22 protein-coding genes are annotated in these 20,595 nt (G+C 63.2%); 7 read left to right on the top strand and 15 right to left on the bottom strand.

The annotated features are described in order from the left end of the window. Positions 1-70: 70 nt before the first annotated feature. The gene (locus IFT98_RS21075) at positions 71-997 is read left to right on the top strand and encodes a LysR substrate-binding domain-containing protein (protein ID WP_192048802.1); all 927 of its coding nucleotides are present in this window, start codon (positions 71-73) and stop codon (positions 995-997) included. Here the strand turns inward: IFT98_RS21075 and cysC are convergent. The 6 genes from cysC to IFT98_RS11715 are packed head-to-tail and all read right to left on the bottom strand — an operon-like array spanning position 901 to position 6,727. After that, positions 901-1,551 (bottom strand): adenylyl-sulfate kinase, encoded by a 651-nt coding sequence (cysC, locus tag IFT98_RS11740; protein ID WP_244650932.1) that lies wholly within the window; start codon positions 1,549-1,551, stop codon positions 901-903. The genes IFT98_RS21075 and cysC overlap by 97 nt on opposite strands. Then, a complete protein-coding gene (locus tag IFT98_RS11735; RefSeq protein ID WP_192048798.1) occupies positions 1,544-2,668 on the bottom strand; it encodes an SRPBCC family protein in 1,125 nt (374 codons plus the stop codon). Before IFT98_RS11735 ends, cysC begins: the two co-directional genes overlap by 8 nt. A gap of 22 nt (positions 2,669-2,690) precedes the next feature. Then, positions 2,691-3,794, bottom strand: coding sequence for a mandelate racemase/muconate lactonizing enzyme family protein (locus IFT98_RS11730; protein ID WP_192048795.1), 1,104 nt, complete (start codon positions 3,792-3,794; stop codon positions 2,691-2,693). After that, entirely contained in the window at positions 3,791-5,104 is a 1,314-nt protein-coding gene (locus IFT98_RS11725) for an NAD(P)-dependent oxidoreductase (protein ID WP_192048793.1), read from the bottom strand. The genes IFT98_RS11730 and IFT98_RS11725 overlap by 4 nt, the downstream gene beginning before the upstream one ends. Before the next feature lie 19 nt (positions 5,105-5,123). After that, the gene (locus IFT98_RS11720; protein ID WP_192048791.1) at positions 5,124-6,047 is read right to left on the bottom strand and encodes an isopenicillin N synthase family dioxygenase; all 924 of its coding nucleotides are present in this window, start codon (positions 6,045-6,047) and stop codon (positions 5,124-5,126) included. Positions 6,048-6,061: 14 nt separating this feature from the next. Continuing rightward, positions 6,062-6,727, bottom strand: a complete 666-nt coding sequence (locus tag IFT98_RS11715; RefSeq protein ID WP_192048789.1) for a class I SAM-dependent DNA methyltransferase — start codon at positions 6,725-6,727, stop codon at positions 6,062-6,064. A gap of 513 nt (positions 6,728-7,240) precedes the next feature. Here IFT98_RS11715 and IFT98_RS11710 point away from each other — a divergent pair. Further along, positions 7,241-7,768 carry a glyoxalase superfamily protein gene (locus tag IFT98_RS11710; protein WP_192048787.1) on the top strand — a complete coding sequence of 176 codons (528 nt, stop codon included), beginning with the start codon at positions 7,241-7,243 and terminating at the stop codon, positions 7,766-7,768. Positions 7,769-7,830: 62 nt separating this feature from the next. Here the strand turns inward: IFT98_RS11710 and darG are convergent, their stop codons facing one another. From darG to exaC, 7 genes are all read right to left on the bottom strand, one after another. Further along, on the bottom strand, positions 7,831-8,925 hold the full coding sequence (darG, locus tag IFT98_RS11705) for a type II toxin-antitoxin system antitoxin DNA ADP-ribosyl glycohydrolase DarG (protein ID WP_192048785.1): 1,095 nt from the start codon (positions 8,923-8,925) through the stop codon (positions 7,831-7,833). Further along, entirely contained in the window at positions 8,922-9,566 is a 645-nt protein-coding gene (gene darT, locus IFT98_RS11700) for a type II toxin-antitoxin system toxin DNA ADP-ribosyl transferase DarT (protein ID WP_192048783.1), read from the bottom strand. The genes darG and darT overlap by 4 nt, the downstream gene beginning before the upstream one ends. A gap of 18 nt (positions 9,567-9,584) precedes the next feature. Beyond that, a complete protein-coding gene (locus IFT98_RS11695; RefSeq protein WP_192048781.1) occupies positions 9,585-9,902 on the bottom strand; it encodes a hypothetical protein in 318 nt (105 codons plus the stop codon). Between the two features lie 270 nt (positions 9,903-10,172). Next, a complete protein-coding gene (gene ppa, locus IFT98_RS11690; RefSeq protein ID WP_122475569.1) occupies positions 10,173-10,700 on the bottom strand; it encodes an inorganic diphosphatase in 528 nt (175 codons plus the stop codon). A gap of 268 nt (positions 10,701-10,968) precedes the next feature. Beyond that, positions 10,969-11,760 carry a zinc-dependent peptidase gene (locus IFT98_RS11685; protein ID WP_192048779.1) on the bottom strand — a complete coding sequence of 264 codons (792 nt, stop codon included), beginning with the start codon at positions 11,758-11,760 and terminating at the stop codon, positions 10,969-10,971. A 3-nt stretch (positions 11,761-11,763) separates the two neighbouring features. Next, positions 11,764-12,411: a DedA family protein gene (locus IFT98_RS11680; protein WP_122475565.1), complete on the bottom strand. Its 648-nt coding sequence runs from the start codon at positions 12,409-12,411 to the stop codon at positions 11,764-11,766. Positions 12,412-12,595: 184 nt separating this feature from the next. Then, a complete protein-coding gene (gene exaC, locus IFT98_RS11675; protein ID WP_122795474.1) occupies positions 12,596-14,116 on the bottom strand; it encodes an acetaldehyde dehydrogenase ExaC in 1,521 nt (506 codons plus the stop codon). A gap of 191 nt (positions 14,117-14,307) precedes the next feature. Between exaC and mpl the strand changes: the two genes are divergently transcribed. Both mpl and ubiX read left to right on the top strand, forming a co-directional pair. Then, positions 14,308-15,657: a UDP-N-acetylmuramate:L-alanyl-gamma-D-glutamyl-meso-diaminopimelate ligase gene (gene mpl / locus IFT98_RS11670; RefSeq protein WP_192048777.1), complete on the top strand. Its 1,350-nt coding sequence runs from the start codon at positions 14,308-14,310 to the stop codon at positions 15,655-15,657. Continuing rightward, positions 15,654-16,283 carry a flavin prenyltransferase UbiX gene (gene ubiX / locus IFT98_RS11665; RefSeq protein ID WP_192048775.1) on the top strand — a complete coding sequence of 210 codons (630 nt, stop codon included), beginning with the start codon at positions 15,654-15,656 and terminating at the stop codon, positions 16,281-16,283. Before mpl ends, ubiX begins: the two co-directional genes overlap by 4 nt. A 15-nt stretch (positions 16,284-16,298) precedes the next feature. On the opposite strand, the gene IFT98_RS11660 is transcribed toward ubiX, so the two are convergent. Then, positions 16,299-16,940, bottom strand: coding sequence for an oxidoreductase (locus IFT98_RS11660; protein WP_192048773.1), 642 nt, complete (start codon positions 16,938-16,940; stop codon positions 16,299-16,301). A 40-nt stretch (positions 16,941-16,980) separates the two neighbouring features. Continuing rightward, positions 16,981-18,690 carry a C13 family peptidase gene (locus tag IFT98_RS11655; protein WP_192048771.1) on the bottom strand — a complete coding sequence of 570 codons (1,710 nt, stop codon included), beginning with the start codon at positions 18,688-18,690 and terminating at the stop codon, positions 16,981-16,983. Positions 18,691-18,892: 202 nt separating this feature from the next. Between IFT98_RS11655 and IFT98_RS11650 the strand changes: the two genes are divergently transcribed. From IFT98_RS11650 to IFT98_RS11640, 3 genes are read left to right on the top strand one after another with little or no spacing between them, the layout of a single operon-like run. Then, a complete protein-coding gene (locus IFT98_RS11650) occupies positions 18,893-19,258 on the top strand; it encodes a CidA/LrgA family protein (RefSeq protein ID WP_122715006.1) in 366 nt (121 codons plus the stop codon). Then, positions 19,255-19,971, top strand: coding sequence for an LrgB family protein (locus tag IFT98_RS11645; protein ID WP_192048769.1), 717 nt, complete (start codon positions 19,255-19,257; stop codon positions 19,969-19,971). Before IFT98_RS11650 ends, IFT98_RS11645 begins: the two co-directional genes overlap by 4 nt. A gap of 11 nt (positions 19,972-19,982) precedes the next feature. Further along, complete coding sequence (locus tag IFT98_RS11640; RefSeq protein ID WP_192048767.1) at positions 19,983-20,573, top strand: LON peptidase substrate-binding domain-containing protein; 591 nt, start codon at positions 19,983-19,985, stop codon at positions 20,571-20,573. The last annotated feature ends 22 nt before the right edge of the window (positions 20,574-20,595 follow it).

Here is a 20,595-nt window from a genome sequence, read left to right as displayed (position 1 = left end):
CTTTGCATGATGCGCTAAAAGATGACATCGTTTGAAACGACCATTTCGCAGGACAGGGCAACTTCAGGTTATGGAAAACCTCCGGCGCAAACTGCCGCCTCTATCGAGTCTGATCCCTTTCGAAGCGGCTGCCCGGCTGCAGAGTTTTTCTCGTGCAGCCGAGGAATTGCACCTCACCCAAACGGCGATCAGTCGACAGATTCGCTCCCTTGAAGAGAATCTGGGCGTGCAGTTGTTCGATCGCAAAAGCCGCGGGGTTTTTCTCACCGATGCGGGCGAAAGCTTTCGCCAGACGGTCGCGGCTGCCCTGTTCGATATCGCTCGGCAGACCGAAAAGCTGCGTCAGCAGCAGTCGTCGAGCGGCACCGTGGTGCTCTCGTCGCAGCTGGTGGAAGCTTTCTACCTGTTCATGCCGGCGCTGGCCGGCTTTCATCAGAAACATCCGCACATCGAGCTCAAGCTGCATTCCACGCTGGCGGCCATAGGCGAGGAGCGCGAGCGTTTCGACGTGGCGGTGCAGACCATGGGCCGGGCCAGTGCCGATCACGTGCTGCTGTTCAGCGCGCCCGATGAAGTGTTCCCGGTCTGCAGCCCCGACTACTTCAAGAGCATCGCCCCGTGGCTGAGCCTGGACAATCTGCCCAAGTGCCGACTGTTGCATTACGAACCCCGTGCGCAGGACTTCGTGATCTGGGATCAATGGCTGGAAAGTGTCGGTGCGTCGTTTCGCGTTGGCAGCCAAGGCATGGGCTTCAACAGTTTCCCGGTCATGATGCAGGCAGCTCTGGAAGGTCACGGTGTGGCCTTGGGCTGGGGAATGACCACGCGCCAGATGCTGGCCGACGGCAGGCTGGTGCGCCTGTTCGACAAGCAGTGGTCCATGGGCGATGCGTTGGGAGTCTACAAATGGCATGCCAACCCGCTGTCGCCGGCTGCCCGCCTGCTGGTGCAATGGCTGCAGGAGCTGTTGCTCGATCCCCGGCCCGTGCTGGCCTGATCTTCAGTCCACTGCACCGAACATGCGCAACTCATGCGGGCGGTGGCAAGCCTGACGTGAGGCGCCGGCGGTGCTTCATAGGCGGCATCGATCCCGGTGAAACCGCTCAGCGCGCCGGTGCGCGCCAGCCGATACAAGCCTTTGGGATCGCGTGCTTCGGCCAGCGCCAGCGGCGTGTCGACGAACACCTCGACGAAAGCCTCGTCACCGATGATCTGCCGCGCCAGGGCCCGGTGCGCGATACGCGGTGAGATCAGCGCGACCAGCACCAGGGTGCCGTGGGCACACAGCAGGCGTGCAACCTCGGCGGTGCGCCGCACGTGTTCCTGCCGGTCGTCGTCGCTCAGGCCCAGGTCTCGACAGAGCCCGCGGCGCAGTTCGTCGCCATCGAGCACCACGCAGTGATAGCCGAGGGCGGCAAGTGCCGCCTCGGTAGCCTTGGCGATGGTGGTCTTGCCGGCAGCCGGCAGACCCGTCAGCCACAAGACCGTTGGGCGCGTGCCGAGGCGCCGCCAGATCGGCAGTCGGGCTGTGTCGGGAGAAGGTCTATCCATCGCTTGCTCCATGGTTGGCAAAGGCTTGCAGCACGCGCTTCTGAATATCGTGCACGGCATGTTCGCTGAAACCGCTGCGAGCCGTGTCCACCACCAACCGGCCACCGCGGTAGCCTTGGCTGTGCAGGCCCTTCTGGACACTTTCGCACAAGGGCAGGTCCTCTTCACGCACCACCGCCACGAAATCGATCACCGCCTGCTCCTGGGCATCCGGATGGGGCCCCTGGGTGAACCACTGCACACGCTGCTCACAGCGCTGCGCGCCCGTGGGTACGTGGTGCAACAGGTTCATGTAGCCGCCCGGATAGACCTCGATGCACAGGTTCGGCCAGACATACCAGGCACCGAATTCGCCGCTGCGTGGTGCGTCAGGGTTGGTTGCATAGCCTTGCCGTTCGCCCTGATCGCTGCTCAGATGGGCATGGAAGCCTGGGTGGATATCGATCCGGTAGCTGCTCAGCTCCAAGGTCTGCTGCGACAGGCTGGGGTGGCAGCCGGGGCAGTGATAGCACTCCGAATAGTTTTCCACCGAGACCTTCCAGTTCGCTCGCAGCGCATAGGTATGGCTGTAGCTGTGGTAGAGCGCCTCGGGCGCGGGCGAGAAGCTGCGCAGTTGCGCCTCGAGCCCGGCGAGCTGGTCGGCCAGGGGCGGGGCGTGCGGGTCCAGGTTGACGAAGACCAGTCCGCACATCACTTCCAGGCGCACGCCGGCAAGGTGGGCGCGGGCAGGTTCGAAGCCCGAAACCTCGCAGCTGTGCCGGGCGCTCTGCAATCTGCCTGCGTGATCGTAGCGCCATGCATGGTAGGGGCAAGTGATTGCCCCACGCAGGTGCCCACAGCCTTCGAGCAGGCGATGCGCACGGTGCTGGCAGACATTGTGGAAAGCCCTCAGCTGGCCGTCCTGGCCGTGCAGCACGAGCACACTTTGCTCGCCGATCTCGCAGACCAGATAGGCACCTTCCACGGCCAGCCTGGAGAGGTGACAGGCGTACTGCCAGGTGCGGTAGAAAATATGCTGCAGTTCCTGCCCGCAGTGATCCGGGTCGAAGTAGAAAGCCCCCGGCAGGTTGTGCGAGCGTCCTGCATCGGGGTGGAAATCGCCGGTGTCCAGGGGCACGTTAGTGGTCCTTGCCAATGACTCATTCATGAATGGCCACCGCCTCGCCCAGGGCGTTCGAGCACAAGGTCAAGCCGAGCCCCGGCGTGTCGTCCAGGCGGGCGATGCCACGGCTTACGTGCACGCCGCCCAAAGCCGTGACGATGCTGTGATGGCGGCAGGCATTCCAACTGGCGCGCAGGTATTGGTTGGGGGTGGCCAGGGCCAGGTGCATGGCCGCGGTGTCGGCGATCTGGCTGCCGCCCACGTCTTCGATGTTCATCTGGATACCCTGCTGGATGCAGTAGTCGCGCAGCTGCCGGGCCTTGGTCAGCCCGCCGACACGGGCTATCTTCAGGCCAATGGCCTGGGCCGTATTCGAGGCGCTGGCGCGGTACAGGTCGCTGGCGCTGTGAATGCACTCGTCCAGAATCAGCGGCTGCCGCGTCAGGCTGCGGACATGCTGGCACTGTTCCAGGGTTTCGCAGGGCTGCTCGAAATGCACATCGCACTCCCTGACCGCGTTCATTACGGCCACCGCCTGGGCCGGTAGCCAGGCACGATTTGCGACGAAGGTCAGTTGGTCGCCGTTCATGCGCTCGGCGAGCAGGCTCTGGATACGCGCCAGATCCGCCACCACGCCCGATCCCACTTTGCACGAATGGGTCCGATAGCCTTCGGCATGCGCCAGGTGCATGTCGGCCACCATTTGTCGGGGCGTGGCCGTGGGGATGCTGCTCTGCAGGGTCAGCTCGGCGTTCAGGCGTCCCCCCAGTAGGGCGTGCACCGGCAGGTTGCTATGGCGTCCGAGAATGTCCCAGCACGCCATGTCGATCGCTGTCTTGACGTAGGGGTGGCCGGGCAGTGCCTGGTCCATGACTTGGTTGATCGAATTCAGGTTGAGCGGGTTGCAGCCCAGCAGGTGAGGCGCCAGCTCGGCCAGCCCGGCGCGCACGCCGAGGGCGAACGCCGGCAGGTACGAGGCGCCCCACGGGCAGCTTTCGCCGATCCCGGACACCCCTTGGTCGGTCTCGATCACTACGATGGTGCTGTCCAGCGCGCTGTAGTGCAGGCGCCCGCCGGACAGCGCGTAGGGCTTGTCCAGCGGCAGGTCGACCTGGTAGATACGCAGGCGGGTGATCTTCATGATGCATGCCTCACGGGGTCGACGACGGTGGCGAGGTTCAGCTGATGCAGCATGGGCAGGTGCAGCGCGCCCATCAGTTCGGGGAGGTCGCGCAGCAGCGCCTGGTTCGGCGTGTAGTGGTCGTGGTGATCATCCACCCAGCTGGCGCCGCAACTGCGGCTGACCACTTGCTCGAGCAGTGACGGCTCCAGACCCATGGCGCGTCCCAGTTGCAATGCCTCTTGCCGGAGGATGTGGTTGATCCACGCCATGACTTCCAGTAGGCACTGCGCATAGTGGCCGCAGGCGGGATGGCTGAGCGGATAGCGAAAGCGTTCCGGCAGGCTCGGCTTGCGCCGCCCGCGCGCGTCGACGACAAAGGTGCCGGGATGGCGATAGGTGCGGTCGGCGCCATAGGGCGAGGGCGCAGCGAAACCGTCGATGAACAGGCGGCGCTGGTTTTCCGTTTCCATCAGCGCCACCACCTTGAGATGGTTGGCCTGGGCCGGGTAACGTTTCCCGGCCTGGCGATAGCGCGCCTCGATTCGGCGACCCAGCCGCAGCTCGACATCGAGTTCGTCGGCGAGGGCCACGGTCAGGGCCATGTCCTTGACGGTGATCTCCAGGGTGCAGGAGTGGTCATAGCTGCCGTCGAGGAGCATCGGTGTGACCTGGTCGACCACGAAGCAGTTGGCTCGCGAGTCCTTCGCCACGTCCCACAGCCAACGCAGGTCCATTCCCTGGTTCTGTGCCACCAGCAACAGCTCGGCCCAGGCCAGTGTGGCGCCGTAGAACAACAGGTTGGTCAGCAGCTTGACCGACTGGCCGTGACCGATGGCGCCGACGTGGAGGGTGTGTTGGCCCATCGCATCCAGCACCGGGCGCGCGATGTCGCAGGCCGCTTTCTCGCCGCCGACATAGAAACAGACATTGTTGAAGTCCACGCCCATGTGCGAGAGGTTGCTGACCGGTGCTTCCAGGCTCATGACCCCGCGCCGCCCGGCCAGTCGGGCAATATCCAGCGTGTTGTGGTAGTCGGTGGTCGAGGTGTCGATCCAGACCGCGCCCCGGCCCAAGGCTGCCAGCGCGCCGTCATGACCGAGCATCGTTTCGCGTACGTGCCTGGGCAGCGGCAGGCAGGTGATCAGCAGGGCGGCACCGTCGGCCGCAGCCGCGGGGCTCGGTGCCCATTGCGCGCCTAGGCTGCGCACCCAGTGTTCGCAACCCGGATCATGGTCGTGGACGGTCACTGTGAAGCCGTTGTCGAGCAATGCACGAACGAATGGGCGGCCCATGTTGCCTGCGCCGATAAAACCGATAGAGGGGGTCATCGAACCAATCCTTGTGTGTTCAAACCAGTTGGCGGGCCCTTCCAGCGCCCTGTTTGCTTACCCAGATCGAATCGAAGTTCTCCAGCATGACCTCGGCCGGGGAGAAGCTCGGTCCGCCGCCGATGGGTGCGATGATCGCGTCGATATCCGGGTAGATGAAGAACGCCAGCGACACCCGTGCGCTCGGCTGACGATGCAGGACCTGATGGGCCGTGCTGATCAGGCGCTCGTCGGTCCAGCGCTGCAGCATGTCGCCCAGATTGACCAGTACGGCGCCCTCCAGGCACGGCACGTCGAGCCATTGGCCACGGCTGTAGATGCGCAGTGAAGGCTGCGGCAGAGGTTGCTGGATCAGCAGGGTGAGAAAGCCGTTGTCGGTATGTTTGCCGGCCGTTCCCGCCCCGGCTGGATAATATGAAGCGCGCTGGATCAGGGTTGGCTGACGGAAGTGTGCATCGAACGCCTGCGCGGGCAGCTGCAAGGCACTGGCGATGGCTCGGCGCAGCTGGGGGAACACCTGTTGCATGACTTCGACCTGCAGGGCGTAGGCGCAAGCGTTCAGACCAGGCGCGAGGTCGTCGCCGGGCAGCAGGCTCGGCCCGCTGAACGGCGCGCCACCGGGCCGGTCGATGCCCCAGTCCAGATGCTGCTTGTTGTCCGGGCCTGCATCGGGATGCAGCGTTTCGCCATAGGCCCCGACGTAGCCCCGTGCGGTGTGCGGGTAGCCGGGCTGGTGAGCATGGCCGAAGCGCTGCTTGACCGGCTCTGGCAGCGCGAAGAACGCCTCGGCCGCACCCATGTATCGCTCGATCAGTGCCTCTGGAAGCCCGTGATCCACCAGATAGAAGAAGCCGTCTTGCTCGCACGCCGCGCTCAGTTGCGCTAGCGCCCAGGGCTCACGTGCCGCCAGTTGCGCCAGGGAGATGACAGGAAGTACAGGCATGCCGTACACCCCGTTCATACGACGCGCAACGCCAGGTAGTGGGCGCGCGCATTTTGCAGGTAGCGGGCCGACATTCGCGCTTCCAGCACGGCAAGTCCCTGCTCGCGGCCCAGGCTCTGCAGCAACGGCGCGAAGCCGGCGGTGTCGAAGTAAGCTTCGCGAACACTGATCACCACCACGCCCCCGGGCCGGGTCATGGCAACCAGGCCGCACAGCGCCGAGGCGGGCAGATGACCTGGAATGAAGGCGCCGCAGCAGACCACCGCGTCGAAATGCCGAAGCAGGGCCGGTGGCAAAGGCTGGGTCAGGTCTATCTGGCCGTGCAGATGCTGGTAGGCCCGGGAAGCTTCTGCCTGATCGAGCATGGGCCGGGACAGGTCGCAGCCGCCGATCTGCCGATAGCCGCGCTCTTTCAGCGTGCGTCCGACCAGGCCGGTTCCGCAGCAGGCATCGAGAACGCGGCTGTCGTGGTGGACGTTGCCTCGCTGCGCTACGGCGTCGAGCAAGTCGACGACCATCGTCGGCCCGCAGTAGGCCTCGGCTTGCACATCGGCGTCATAGTGGCGGGCCCAGTGATCGTAATAGCGCTCCAGGTGGTGAATGCTCTGGTGCGACAGCGCATCGGCAATCGAGCGGGTGCTCGGAGCCTCCGCTGGCAAGGCCGTGGGTAAGGCGTTCATGGCTGTATTCATGGATAGCGTCTCGAAGGAAAACTGACGGTCGGTGTCGCTGTCCTAAGAGTTAGCAGCGCGCCAGGGCACGGTCAATCGAGGCGCAACAGGCTTGGTTTGAAAGGATATTTACACTCGGGTACGCACGGTCCGCACTCACCGGCTTGTGCTCGAAGCCCTTGCCGATCGATAGCGACAAGCGCCCGATGAATGCGGGTGGGCAGGCCTGAAAATTCCTGTACAGGCGTTTTCCCGGGCCGGTTGTGCACGTCCTACCCACGATATTTTCGAGGGCCATGCCGACCTTTTAATCGTGTCTGGCAAACGGGATTTTCCAGCTGCGGGAGTGTCCCGTGGTGACCCCTTCGACGCTTTGCGCTAACATCGGCGGCGGCCCATGCTGCCCGCCGCTCGCTCCGCAAGGAAAGGTGAAAGCATTTTGCATCCTCACGCCTTCATACCTCTCTTGATGGTCGAGGCCTGGCAACGCGAGCACCAGCATGCATCGACTCGGGAGCTGTCATGTTTTCAATCGAGCACGCCAAGCAGATGGCCAAGACGCTGCGCGTCGCGCTGCAGGCGCAGGGTCACGACGTATCGCATTCCACCGCTCTGGAAATGGTTGCCCGGCAGATGGGGCACAAGGACTGGAACACCGCTTCGGCCAGCCTGGCGCCGACTGCCTCAGTGGTGATCGGTTTCGACAAGGCCATCCCCATCCTGCGGATTTTCGACGAAGCCAAGGCGCGCGAGTTCTATCTGGACTTCCTGGGTTTCACGGTCGAGTTCGAGCACCGCTTCGAGGCCGACCTGCCGCTGTACCTGGGCGTCGAGCGCGCGGGCCTGCAACTCCATCTGTCCGAACACCATGGCGACTGCTCGCCGGGCTCGACCGTGTTCGTACCCATGCATGGGGTCGAGGCGTTGCGCGATGAACTGCTGGCCAAGCGGTATGGCTATGGCCGTCCGCAAATTGTCGAGCAAGGGTGGGGGCGGCTGTTGGAGGTGTATGACCCGTTCGGTAACCGGATTCGGTTCTGCGAGGGGTGATGAGGGCAGGGTCGGGTCGGCCGCGGAGGCGTCTTCGCGGCCGATGACCGCTCCTACTGGAGCTACCCCTGGCAGGCAGCCATGTCAGGTTTGAAAATACTGGTTGTCAGGCGTTTGAGCGCTATATCCAGCGCCTGATCATCGAACAGCCTGCTCTTGCGAGCGGCAGCAGCGGCACCGCCATCCCAATGCCTCAGCGCTTCACGCACTGCGGGAACTGTTGGAGAAATCCCGCCCTGGCTCAGCAACCAATCGACCGTTGCCAATAGCTCCATGCCAAAGGGCGACTCGAAGCCGTCGATCAGCTCGGTGGTGCGCTCCAAAGCTTGGGTGTACTCCTTGGCTTCAGTTCTAAGATAGGTTTGCAAGAAAGCTCTACGCTCTTCCTCAAACCAGATCACATCATTGATACCTGCGTCACTGATGCGTCTGTCGCAATGCAGATAGCTGCCATCGAGATTGTCGAGCAGATGCTCCAGCCGATTCGCATACGGCCCGTATTTATGAGCTACAAACTTCAGGTTCAAAGGGTTCTTGATGTCCGGTAGCTTTTCTATGGCGCGCTCCAGAAACCAGGCCAGCTTCTGTATCTCGAGCAAGCTGCATTCCATGCCTAAAACCCAATAGCGTCGAACCAGTTCGGCAATGAGCGCGCGAGCAGGCGTGAGCTTTTCCACCCCGCTACGTTTGGCGACATTCATATACTGGTTGGAAGGTTCGAACACCACGACATCCACATCCAGATCACTCAATACAGCAATGATCTGCTCGCGGACTTCGGGCCACTTCAGGCCACCGTTACCGGCGCCGAGTGGCGGGAGAGCCACGGAAGTCACCTGATTTTCAATCAGGAAACGGCGCAGATCATGAAGGCCTTCTGTCACCCAGACCATCTGAGAAGGTGATCGCCAGTGCCGTTTGGTAGGGAAATTTATAATCCAGCGAGGTCCTTCCAGTTCGTTGACTGCAGTCACATGAACCTTGCCTGTCTGCACTTCGCCTGCCTTGCAGGCGGCCGAGTACAACCGATAGTTTTCCACGAAGCGCTCCTTGAACATCAGCGCAATGCCTTTGCCCATGACGCCGACGGTATTCACGGTGTTGACGAGGGCTTCGGTCTTGGCTTCGAGAAGGTTGCCTTGGGTAAATCTGATCATTGGAAATACCATCCCGGACGCGCATGGACAGCCAGTGTCAGACCTCTGGCGGCCACGTCGTGCTGCGTGCGTTCTTTCGTTGCATCGGTGTAGCACATTATGCCAAGGAGTCCTGTAATCGGTAGGTGGCGGTGAATCAGCGCTTCGGCCTGGTAACGCTCCATCTTTCTAGGGTCGTCGGGGTCACGTTTGAAATCGCGTCTTTGAAGGATAGGCCAGTCGATCTCGCCTAGGCTTGCCAGATCACTGTAATAGTTTGTCCAGTCCGGGTAGGCATGGGCGTTTGTGAAGACGAAAGGTAGGCCAAGCTGTTCGACGCGGTACAGGCTGGAGACCAGAATTACGATCTCGTCGTTGCCGCGCTGCTGAACACTCCACCCAGAATGAATGTTTTTCATCATCACAGAGAAGGGGGTGAAATAGAAGGGTACGTAGTCGGCCAGAAAACCTTTCGGCGCGATGGGCACACGGCGGGATCGGCGTTTGTCGATCAGGTCAGGGTTGCCAATGTCCACGTAATGCTGCGCCTGTACGTTCGAACTGGCGCAATGCAACCCGTTGTCCAGAATCCAAGGCAGGTTATCGCGGTGAACGATACGCCAGATCAAAGCCTTCTCAGGATTCAGATTGCTATAAATCATTCAAGAAAAATCTCTGATTTACCCTAATTCGTACAGTAACACCTGCCCCACGTTTTTGTTCTGCAGAGTGCTTTGGCGTAGGCACCAGAAACAAAATCGTGAAGATTCGGCCAGGAGAGACAACTTTGATGGGATGGCATTCTGCTGGTCAAATGTTTTGACGATATGGGCGATGGTGGCCTTTACAGTAATGACGTCCAGGTTGATAGCTTCGACGGGTTCGATCGCTTGGGCGGCGAAGTGAGACGTCGAGAAGAACACAGTGCATTTGGCAAGCTGCCCGGAGCGCAACGCACGCAATTTGCATGTCGGATAGAGGCCGGTGTTCGTGGCCATGCAGCGTGTGGAAGCGTGGCGTGATGGCCCCCACTGGGACACGGACTTTTTTCGGGGCATTAAAAAGCCGGCTTATGGCCGGCTTCTCGTCGACGATCTTGCCTTACTTTTGGTAAGCCGCAACCGCCTGCAACTGATGACCAGCCTAGGCTGGTGAGGGCCAAAGAATACGCAGGGCCGCTCGCCTGTGCAAATCTCTTTTCACCCGATCCCTTTGCAGCGCCCATGAAAAACCCCGGCCGGGGCCGGGGTTTTTCGTACAGCGACGGATCAGCCCTTGAACGCGGCGACCGACTTGGTGATTTCGGCGCGGGCGGCGTCTGCGTTGCCCCAGCCTTCGATCTTCACCCATTTGCCTTTTTCGAGATCCTTGTAGTTCTCGAAGAAGTGCTTGATCTGTTCCAGCAGCAGCGGTGGCAGATCGGTGTATTCCTTGACGTCCACATACAGCTGCGACAGCTTGTCGTGCGGTACGGCGATGACCTTGGCGTCGCCGCCGCCGTCGTCGGTCATGTGCAGGATGCCGACCGGACGGGCGCGGATGACCGCACCGGGCGTGACCGGGTAAGGCGTGACGACCAGCACGTCGAGGGGGTCGCCGTCGTCGGCCAGGGTGTTGGGGATAAAGCCATAGTTGGCCGGGTAGAACATCGGCGTGGCCATGAAACGATCGACGAACAGGGTGTCGCTGTCCTTGTCGATTTCGTATTTGATCGGCGCGTGGTTGGCCGGAATCTCGATGGCGACGTAGATGTCGTTCGGCAGGTCTTTGCCAGCCGGAATCTTGCTGTAGCTCATTGGGCGTTGCCCCCGTGGTTTGGGCCAGTCTGAAGGCCGTGCAGGCCGAAAATGTGGGCGCGATTATAGGCACATTGCAGGGGCGCATGCCATACGCGCCGTGGGCCACGTGACATCATGCGGCGCCCGCCGACGCGGCTTGCGCCGCTGCTACAGGGAATGGTTTTGCCATCAAGCACGGCGTTGGGGAATGGGATTGGATGTCGACGGCCGACGCGGCGTGGATGAACGCGGTCCCTGTAGCAGCGGCGCAAGCCGCGTCACGGCGTTACGCAGGTCGGGGGAGGGCCGAGAGCCGCTCGAGCGGATCCTGGCGGTAGAACAGGCGCAACTGCTCGTAGACCTGTGGGAAGGCCTGGTGCAGCAAATCCGGCGCGGTGAAGAAATACTCGCTGGTGACGGCGAAGAATTCCGCTGGGTTTTCCGCGGCATAGGGGTCGATGGCGGTTTCCGCCTCTGGATTGGCATCGAGCTGGCGATCAAGGTCGTCGTAGGCGTCCTGCATGGCGCGGGCCCAATCGCTCACACGCATGTCGCCATGCAATGGCGGCAGCCCATTGGCATCACCATTGAGCATGTCGAGCTTGTGCGCCAGTTCGTGGATGACCAGGTTGTAGCCATCCCAACCGCCGCTGGCTGCCACACCGGACCAGGCAAGAATCACCGGCCCCTGTTGCCAGGCCTCACCGCTGTGCTCACCGTCCCATTGATGCTCGACGCCGCTGGGGTCGCGGTAGCGCTGCGGGCTGACGAAGTCGTCGGCGTACAGGACTATTTCGTGGAAACCCTGATACCAGTCCAGGTCGCCCAGTTGCAGCAGTGGCAGTTGCGCCTGTGCTGCCAGGTGCAGGCGCGCCCGGTCGTCGAGTTCGACGCCGGGCAGGCAGGTCAGGGTCTTGGCCTGCAGGAACAGCACGCAGGCTTCGCGCAGTTGCAGGTCCTGCCGGGCATCGAGGCCGTCGAGGATCGGCAGCTCGGCACGCACCGCCTGCCACAGCGATTCAGCGATACGGTGGCGGTTCAGGGTTCGCTGTCGCCGCCAGGCCTTGTAAGACCACACGGGTCAGCGCGTCGGTGCGGTACGGGCCGTGCGGCTGCGCAGCAGACCGACGATCATTGGCAGAAGCGAAATCAGAATGATCGCGACGATCAACAGGGTCAGGTTCTGCTTGATGAACGGCATGTTGCCGAAGAAGTAGCCCAGGGTCACCAGACCACCGACCCACAACACCGTGCCCAGCACACTGAAGCCCAGGAAGCGCGGGTAGTGCATCTTGCCGACACCGGCCACGAACGGGGCGAAGGTGCGCAGGATCGGCAGGAATCGCGCCAGGGTTACCGTCTTGCCGCCATGGCGGGCATAGAAGGCGTGAGTCTGGTCCAGGTAATCGCGGCGGAAAATCTTCGAGTCCGGGTTGCTGAACAGCTTGTCACCCACGGTACGCCCGACGATGTAGTTGGTGCTGTCGCCGAGGATGGCGGCAGTCATCAACAGGCCAGCGAGGAGGAACGGGTCCATACCACCACCTGCGGCCACCGCGCCGGCGATGAACAGCAGCGAGTCACCGGGCAGGAAAGGCATCACCACCAGGCCGGTTTCGCAGAAGATCACCAGGAACAGGATCGCGTAGACCCAGGTGCCGTACTGGGTCACCAGCATGTTGAGGTACACATCCAGGTGCAGGATGAGGTCGATGAAGCTGAATTCCATGGGAGGTACCTGTGCGGATCCGAACGTGAAGAATCCGCGCAGTATACCGATGGGTGAGGCAGGTTTGTTGGGTCGGCGCGCAAGGCCTGCGCAACCGACGAACGGTCGCCGTGCAGGGCCGCAAGGCATCATGTGCTCGCAACGGCCGGCGGGGCGCGTCAAGACGCGCCCCGCTGCCATTGAATCAGAAGAAGCCCAGCGGGTTGATGTCGTAGCTGACCAGCAGGTTTTTGGTCTGCTGGTAGTGGTCGAGCATCATCTTGTGCGTCTCGCGGCCTACACCGGATTTCTTGTAACCGCCGAACGCGGCGTGCGCCGGGTACAGGTGGTAGCAGTTGGTCCAGACACGCCCGGCCTTGATCCCACGGCCCATGCGCCAGGCGCGGTTGATATCGCGGGTCCAGACCCCGGCGCCCAGGCCGAACTCGGTGTCGTTGGCGATGGCCAGGGCTTCGGCTTCGTCCTTGAAGGTGGTGATGCTGACCACCGGGCCGAAAATTTCTTCCTGGAAGACACGCATCTTGTTGGTGCCCTTGAGCAGGGTCGGCTGGATGTAATAGCCGGTCGACAGGGCACCTTCGAGCTTCTGCACCTGGCCACCGGTCAGCAGCTCGGCGCCTTCGCTCTTGGCGATTTCCAGGTAGGACAGAATCTTGTCGAACTGTTGCTCCGACGCCTGGGCGCCGACCATGGTGTCGGTGTCCAGCGGATCGCCGCGCTTGATCTGCTCGACCTTTTTCATGACTTCCTTCATGAAGGCCGGGTAGATGGATTCCTGCACCAGCGCGCGGGAAGGGCAGGTGCACACCTCGCCTTGGTTGAAAAAGGCCAGCACCAACCCCTCGGCAGCCTTCTCGATGAAGGTCTGCTCGGCCTGCATGATGTCTTCGAAGAAGATGTTCGGCGATTTGCCGCCCAGTTCCACGGTCGAGGGAATGATGTTTTCGGCCGCGCACTTCATGATGTGCGAGCCCACCGGCGTCGAACCGGTGAAGGCGATCTTGGCGATGCGCTTGCTGGTGGCCAAAGCCTCGCCTGCTTCCTTGCCGAAACCCTGGACCACGTTGAGCACGCCCGGTGGCAGCAGGTCACCGATCAGTTCCATCAGCACGGTGATGCCCAGCGGCGTCTGTTCGGCCGGCTTGAGCACCACGCAGTTGCCGGCGGCCAGTGCCGGGGCGAGCTTCCAGGCCGCCATCAGGATCGGGAAGTTCCACGGGATGATCTGCCCGACCACGCCCAGCGGTTCATGGATGTGGTAGGCGACAGTGTTGCCGTCGATCTCGGCAGCGCTGCCTTCCTGCGCGCGCAGACAGCCGGCGAAGTAGCGGAAATGATCGGCCGCCAGCGGAATGTCGGCGTTCAGGGTTTCGCGGATGGCCTTGCCGTTGTCCCACGTTTCGGTGATGGCCAGGGTTTCCAGGTGTTGTTCGATACGGTCGGCGATCTTCAGCAGGATCAGCGAGCGGGCTTGCACCGAGGTCGCGCCCCAGGCGTCGGCGGCAGCGTGGGCAGCGTCCAGCGCCTTGTCGATATCCTTGGCGTTGGAACGGGGGAATTCGGCAATCGGCTGGCCGTTGACTGGCGAGGTGGTGGTGAAGTAATTGCCGTCCACCGGCGCGACGAACTCACCGCCGATATAGTTGCCGTATTTGGCCTTGAATTCGACCTTGGCGCCTTCGGTGCCCGGGTGTGCGTAACGCATGGGGTGTCTCCTGCTGTTGTGGTTCTGTGGAGGACGCGCCGTGGCGCCCAGTAAGCGTAGAACAAAGGCGAGCGCGGCGCTTTGAAACACGTGTAACCCTGCCGGCCGGTCGGAGAGGGGCGTTCGCCAATCAAAGGATGAGATTTTTCCTACCCTACGCTACCCTGCCTCCACGTTTTACGAGGCCAATCATGCACATTCACATTCTCGGTATCTGCGGCACCTTCATGGGCTCTCTGGCGGTGCTCGCCAAGGAGCTGGGCCACCGTGTCACAGGCTCGGACGCCAATGTCTATCCACCCATGAGCACCCAGTTGCAGGCTCAAGGCATCGAGCTGACCCAGGGCTATGACGCGGCCCAGCTGGAACCTGCGCCCGACCTGGTGGTGATCGGCAATGCCCTGTCGCGCGGCAACCCGGCGGTCGAGTATGTATTGAACAAGGGCTTGCCCTATGTGTCCGGCCCGCAGTGGCTGGCCGACCATGTGCTGCAGGGGCGCTGGGTGCTGGCCGTGGCCGGTACCCACGGCAAGACCACCACCAGCAGCATGCTGGCCTGGGTGCTGGAGCATGCGGGCATGGCGCCCGGCTTCCTGATCGGCGGTGTGCCGCAGAATTTCGCGGTGTCGGCGCGGCTGGGGCAGACGCCGTTCTTCGTGGTCGAGGCGGACGAATACGACAGTGCGTTTTTCGACAAGCGCTCCAAGTTCGTCCACTACCGTCCGCGCACGGCGATTCTGAACAATCTGGAATTCGACCACGCCGACATCTTCCCGGATCTGGCCGCCATCGAACGCCAGTTCCACCATTTGATTCGAACCGTGCCCAGTGAGGGCCTGGTGATCCACCCCACCACCGAGCCGGCCTTGGGCCGCGTGATCGAGATGGGTTGCTGGACACCGGTGCAGACCACCGGCGAGAACGGCCAGTGGCAGGCAAACCTGCTGAGTGCGGATGGATCGCGCTTCGAGGTTTCCTTCGAAGGTGTCGTGCAGGGCACGGTGGAGTGGCCACTGACCGGCCAGCACAACGTGGCCAACGCCTTGGCGACGCTGGCTGCCGCCCGCCACGTGGGCGTGGTCGCGCCGCTGGGTATCGAGGCGTTGTGCGCGTTCAAGAGCGTCAAGCGGCGCATGGAGTGGGTGGCCGAAGTGCAGGGCGTTACTCTCTACGACGACTTCGCCCACCACCCCACGGCCATCGCCACTACCCTGGACGGCTTGCGCAAGCGCATTGGCGACGCAGCGTTGATCGCCGTGATCGAGCCGCGCTCCAACTCGATGAAGCTGGGCGCGCACCGCGACGGCCTGCCGGAAAGTGTCCGCGACGCCGATCAGGTGATCTGGTACGCGCCGCCCAACCTGGGCTGGGATCTGGCCGCCACGGCTGCGCAGTGCCCGGTTCCGGCCATCGTCGCCGACTCGCTGGAAGCCATCATCGAGCGGGTCAAGGGCCAGGCACGGCCGGGCACCCATGTGGTGATCATGAGCAACGGCGGTTTCGGCGGTCTGCATCTGAAACTGGCGGAGGCCCTCAAGTGAGCGGCCCGCAGCGGATCACCCTGGCCATGACCGGCGCGTCGGGCGCGCAGTATGGCTTGCGCCTGCTCGACTGCCTGGTGCGCGAAGACCGCGAGGTGCATTTCCTCATCTCCAAGGCCGCGCAACTGGTGTTGGCCACGGAAACCGACGTCAGCTTGCCGGCCAAGCCGCAGGCCATGCAGGCCTTTCTCAACGAGTACACCGGTGCGTCCGCCGGTCAGATCCGCGTGTATGGCAAGGAAGACTGGATGTCGCCGGTGGCCTCCGGCTCCGGCGCGCCGAGCGCCATGGTGGTGGTGCCATGCTCGACTGGAACCTTGTCGGCCATCGCTACCGGTGCCTGCAACAATCTGATCGAGCGCGCTGCCGATGTAACGCTCAAGGAACGTCGGCAGTTGATTCTGGTGCCGCGCGAAGCGCCGTTCTCCACCATTCATCTGGAGAACATGCTCAAGCTGTCGCAGATGGGTGCGGTGATCCTGCCGGCGGCGCCGGGCTTCTATCACCAGCCGCAGACTATCGACGACCTGATCGACTTCGTCGTCGCGCGGGTGCTCAACCTGCTGGATATTCCTCAGGACATGCTGCCGCGCTGGGGTGAGCACCACCACGGCAGCGACGACTGACGCGCCGGCTGCAGGTTATTTGCCCAGGCGCCGCAGCTCGTCCGATTCCACCACGCGTACGCCGTCCTGCTCCTCGAGCGCCAGGCGCCACAGGGCGCGCGCCAGTTGCAGTGCTTCGATGCCGTGGTACTTGCCCGGAATCAGCTTCGACAGCGGCCCGGCAATGCGCTCGGCCAGGCGTGCTTCGACGCGGTCGCCGATCAGCACCGACGGCCGGGCGATGGTCAGTTGCGGCCAGCCCTGGGCACGCAGCGCCTGCTCGGTTTCACCCTTGACGCGGTTGTAGAACACCGAGGATTGCGGGTCGGCATCGATGGCGCTGATCAGCAGGAAGTGGCGTGCACCCAGTTCGCGGGCGCGCTGGGCATAGGCGACGATGAGCTCGTGGTCGACTTCGCGAAACGCCTCTTGCGAGCCGGCCTGCTTGATGGTCGTGCCCAAGCACGAGAAGGCGATGTCCACCGGCCCCTGCAGATCCGCCAGCAATGGCAGCAGTGGCCCCACCGGGTTGTCCAGGTGCGCGTGTTCGGCCAGGGGGCGGCGGGTCGGGGCCAGGACCCGTTGCACGGTCGGCTCGGCAAGCAGGCGATCGAGCAGGTGCTCGCCGGTCAGGCCGGTGGCGCCCGCGAGTAGGATGTGCTGCGGGGTCAAGTACATGCAATGTCTCCCTTGATACAGGCAGCGTGAAGCAGATGCCTTATTGCTTGTTGTCAGGCGTGGCGGCGTCGAGCAACGCGCGCTTGGCCTGCTGTTGGCGCAATCGCTGCCAATGCGCCAGGACCCCTTTGGGCGCCCAGATCTGTGGCTGCGAGGCTTCGTAATTATCGGCGATCTCCCGTTCGGCAACGTGCCGGCTGGCAAGTTCGAATGCCTGCTGCAGGTCGTCCGTCTGGTTCAGGGCCTGGGCGAACAGGGCGTCGCCGAAATAGGTGAAGTCGGCTTCTTCGGAGCAGCCGAAAGACACGCGGTCGGCCCGCGAGGCGGTCATGATCAGGGTTTTCTCGTCCCTGAGCGCGGGGATGAAGCCGCCCGAATAGCAGGCCGAGATGACCACCACCTTGTCGCGGCCCTTGAGCGGCGCCAGCACCGCGGCGAGTTCATCGGCCGGCAGGTCGCCCAACTGCAAGCGGGGTTGGTCGAGCACCAGCTCGTGCTCGCTGGTGCCGTGGCTGGTCAGGTAGATGAACACCAGGTCTTCAGGGCCGCTGCGCGCGGCCAGCGTCTGCACGCTGCGGCTCAAGGTCTCGCGAGTGGCCATCGGTCGATCGGCCAAGTGGTCGCGGTGGTTGGCCAGAGTGATCTGTCCGACCGCGCCAAAACGACTGGCCAGCATGCCGGTTACGTAGTCGGCTTCGCGCATGAACACGCTTTGCTTGCCGTCACCGGCCAACGCCAGGCTGTACAGTTCGATTGCCGCCGTGGACGGCGGAATGGCCGCGAGCGCCTGCTCAAGCAATTGCCCCTGGTTGAGCAGCCCCAGCTCCAATGGATCGGGCAACAGGTGGCCTTGTGCATCACGGATACGCTGGCCATTGAGCCAGTAGCCGACCTGGCTGCTGCCGTCCTTCAGGGTCAGGCTGCCCTGGCCCTGGTAGGTGTCGTTCTCGAAAGTGCCGCTGTAGACGCTGCCGTCGGCCAGCGCCAGCCAACCCTTGCCGCTGAAGCGCCAGTCGGCGAACTCACCCTTGTAGTGGCTGCCGTCGCTGGCGAACATCTCGCCCTTGCCGCTGAGCACGCCTTCCTTGAACGTACCGATCCACACATCGCCTGCAGCGTTTTCGTAGCGGCCGCGACCGTGCAGCTGGTTGAGATGGAAGTTGCCGATGTACTGATCGCCGTCGGCATTGCTGAACGTGCCGTGGCCTTCGAGCAGGCCATTGACGAAAGTGCCACTGAACTGGTTGCCTGCCGCGTCGCTGCGCGTGCCTTCGCCATTGGGTTTGCCGTGGGCGAACCAGCCCTGGTACTGGCTACCGTCGTCGAGCTCGATGTGGCCGGCGCCCGAGTACTGGTCTTCCTTGAAACCGCCGCGATAGGAGACGCCGGCTTCCTTGAAGGCCCCTTCACCCTGGCGTCGACCCTTGACGAAGCCGCCGGTGTAGGTGGTGCCGCGAGCGATCAGGGTGCCTTGACCATGGAACAGACCGTGGTCGAAGCCACCGGTGTAGACCTCGCCGTTGCGCCCATGCCATTGGCCCTGACCCTGCCACTGGCCGTCCTTGAACTGCCCGGCGTAGCCGCTGCCGTTGGGGTAGTCGACCCGGCCCTGACCTTGCAGCAGACCATTGACCACCTCGCCGCGATAGCGGCCGCCATCGGGCAGTCGCGCGTCGGGCGGCGACAGTGGCTCGCCATCCCCGCAAGCGGCGATCAACAACGAAAGGGCGAGGGGAGCAAGAAGGCGCATGAGGGGGTCCGGGCGATTGAGGCGCCGAGTATGCCGCAGATGCCGGGGTGGACAACAGATGCAGGGCGCTTTTAAGGCCAGAGCCGGATGACTGCCGGATGACTGTGCCGCTGCCGGACCCAATCGTGGGGTGCGCCATCTTGCATCACCCTAGGGCATGCCTTGGGTGCTTATAATGCCTGGCTTGCGAAGGAGACCTGCAATGTTGCTACGCGGTTTGACCTGGCTGGTGCTGTTCCAGCTGCTGGGCACTGCCCTCAATCACCTGCTGCTGCCCGTACTGCCCGGGCCGATCATCGGCTTGGTGCTGCTGCTCGGCTACCTCATGGTACGTGGCGAGGTCGGCGAGCCCCTGAGCCTGGCGGCCAACAGCCTGCTGCGCTATCTGCCACTGCTGCTGGTGCCGCCTGCCGTGGGCGTGATGGTGTATGCCCAGCAGATCGCCGATGACTTCTGGGCCATCGTCGGCTCGCTGGTGATTTCCGTCACGGTCTCCACCGTGTTCGTCGGTTGGTTGATGCAGCGCTTGATTCGCAGGCGTCGCCGCGATACCCCGGTGCAACCATGATGCTGGACTGGCAAGGCACGCTGCAGGCCGTCATCCACCATCCGCTGTTTGGCATCGGCATTACCCTGGGCGCCTACCAGTTGGTGCTCGCCGGCTACGAAAAGACCCGCTGGGTCTTCCTGCAACCGGTTCTGCTGTCCATGCTGCTGTTGGTCGCGGTGCTGGTAGGCTGCGGCATCAGCTATGCCGAGTACCGCAAGAGCACCGAGATTCTCGGCATCCTGCTCGGCCCGGCGACCGTGGCCCTGGCGGTGCCACTGTTTCTCAACCTGCGGCGCATTCGCCAACTGCTTTGGCCTACCCTGATCACCTTGGGCCTGGGCGGGCTGTTCGCGACCGTGCTGTGCCTGTTGCTGGGTTGGGGTTTGGGCGCCGACCACATGATTCTGATGACCATGGCGCCCAAGTCGGTCACCTCGCCGATCGCCATGCTGGTGGCAGAACAGATCGGTGGCGTCGCCGCACTGGCGGCCGTGTTCGTGCTGATCACCGGCGTTATCGGCGGAATCTTCGGTCCCGGCCTGCTGACGCTGCTGGGCATCGACCACCCGGCGGCGCGCGGCATGGCATTGGGCCTCAACGCGCATGCCGTGGGTACATCGCTGGCGTTGCAGGAAAGTGAGGAAACCGGTGCCTTCGCGGCGCTGGCCATGAGTCTGATGGGGGTGGGTACCGCCGTTTTCCTGCCACTGGCCATCAGCGTATTCGCGTGAGGACACAAGCCATGACATTGCCACTCTTTCCCCTCAATACCGTGCTGTTCCCCGGTTGCGTGCTGGATCTGCAGATTTTCGAAGCGCGCTACCTGGACATGATCGGTCGCTGCATGAAGCAGGGCGCCGGCTTTGGCGTGGTCGGCATCATGGCAGGACGCGAAGTGGGCCAGGCGCCCAGCGCGCATGCCACGTTCGGCTGCGAAGCGGTGATCACTGATTTCCAGCAGCAAGACAACGGTCTGTTGGGTATCCGCGTGCAGGGCGCTCGGCGTTTCCGCATCGAGACCACCCACCTGCAGCGCGATCAATTGCTGACGGCAGACGTACAGTGGCTGGAAGATCAGGCCGAGCAGCCGCTGGCCGATACCCACGCCGACCTGCAGGCCCTGCTGCTGGCCTTGGCCGAGCACCCGATGGTGGCGGCGCTGGGCATGACCGCCGGTGCTCAGGGCCAGCAATCGCTGGGCAACCAATTGGCCTATCTGCTGCCGTTCACCGAGCAGGAGAAAGAACAGTTGCTTGCCGAAAGCGACCCGGGCCTGCGCCTGGTGGTGATCCAGGCGCTGCTCGACAGCCTGCAGGGCGACGCCCTGGCCTGATGCAACCAGGCCAAGGCCGCCT

The sequence above is a fragment of the Pseudomonas sp. CFBP 8770 genome (genome assembly GCF_014841705.1).
Lineage (GTDB): Bacteria > Pseudomonadota > Gammaproteobacteria > Pseudomonadales > Pseudomonadaceae > Aquipseudomonas.
The sequence above is the reverse complement of the archived record's forward strand: the minus strand, read 5'-3'. Positions and strand labels throughout refer to the sequence as shown.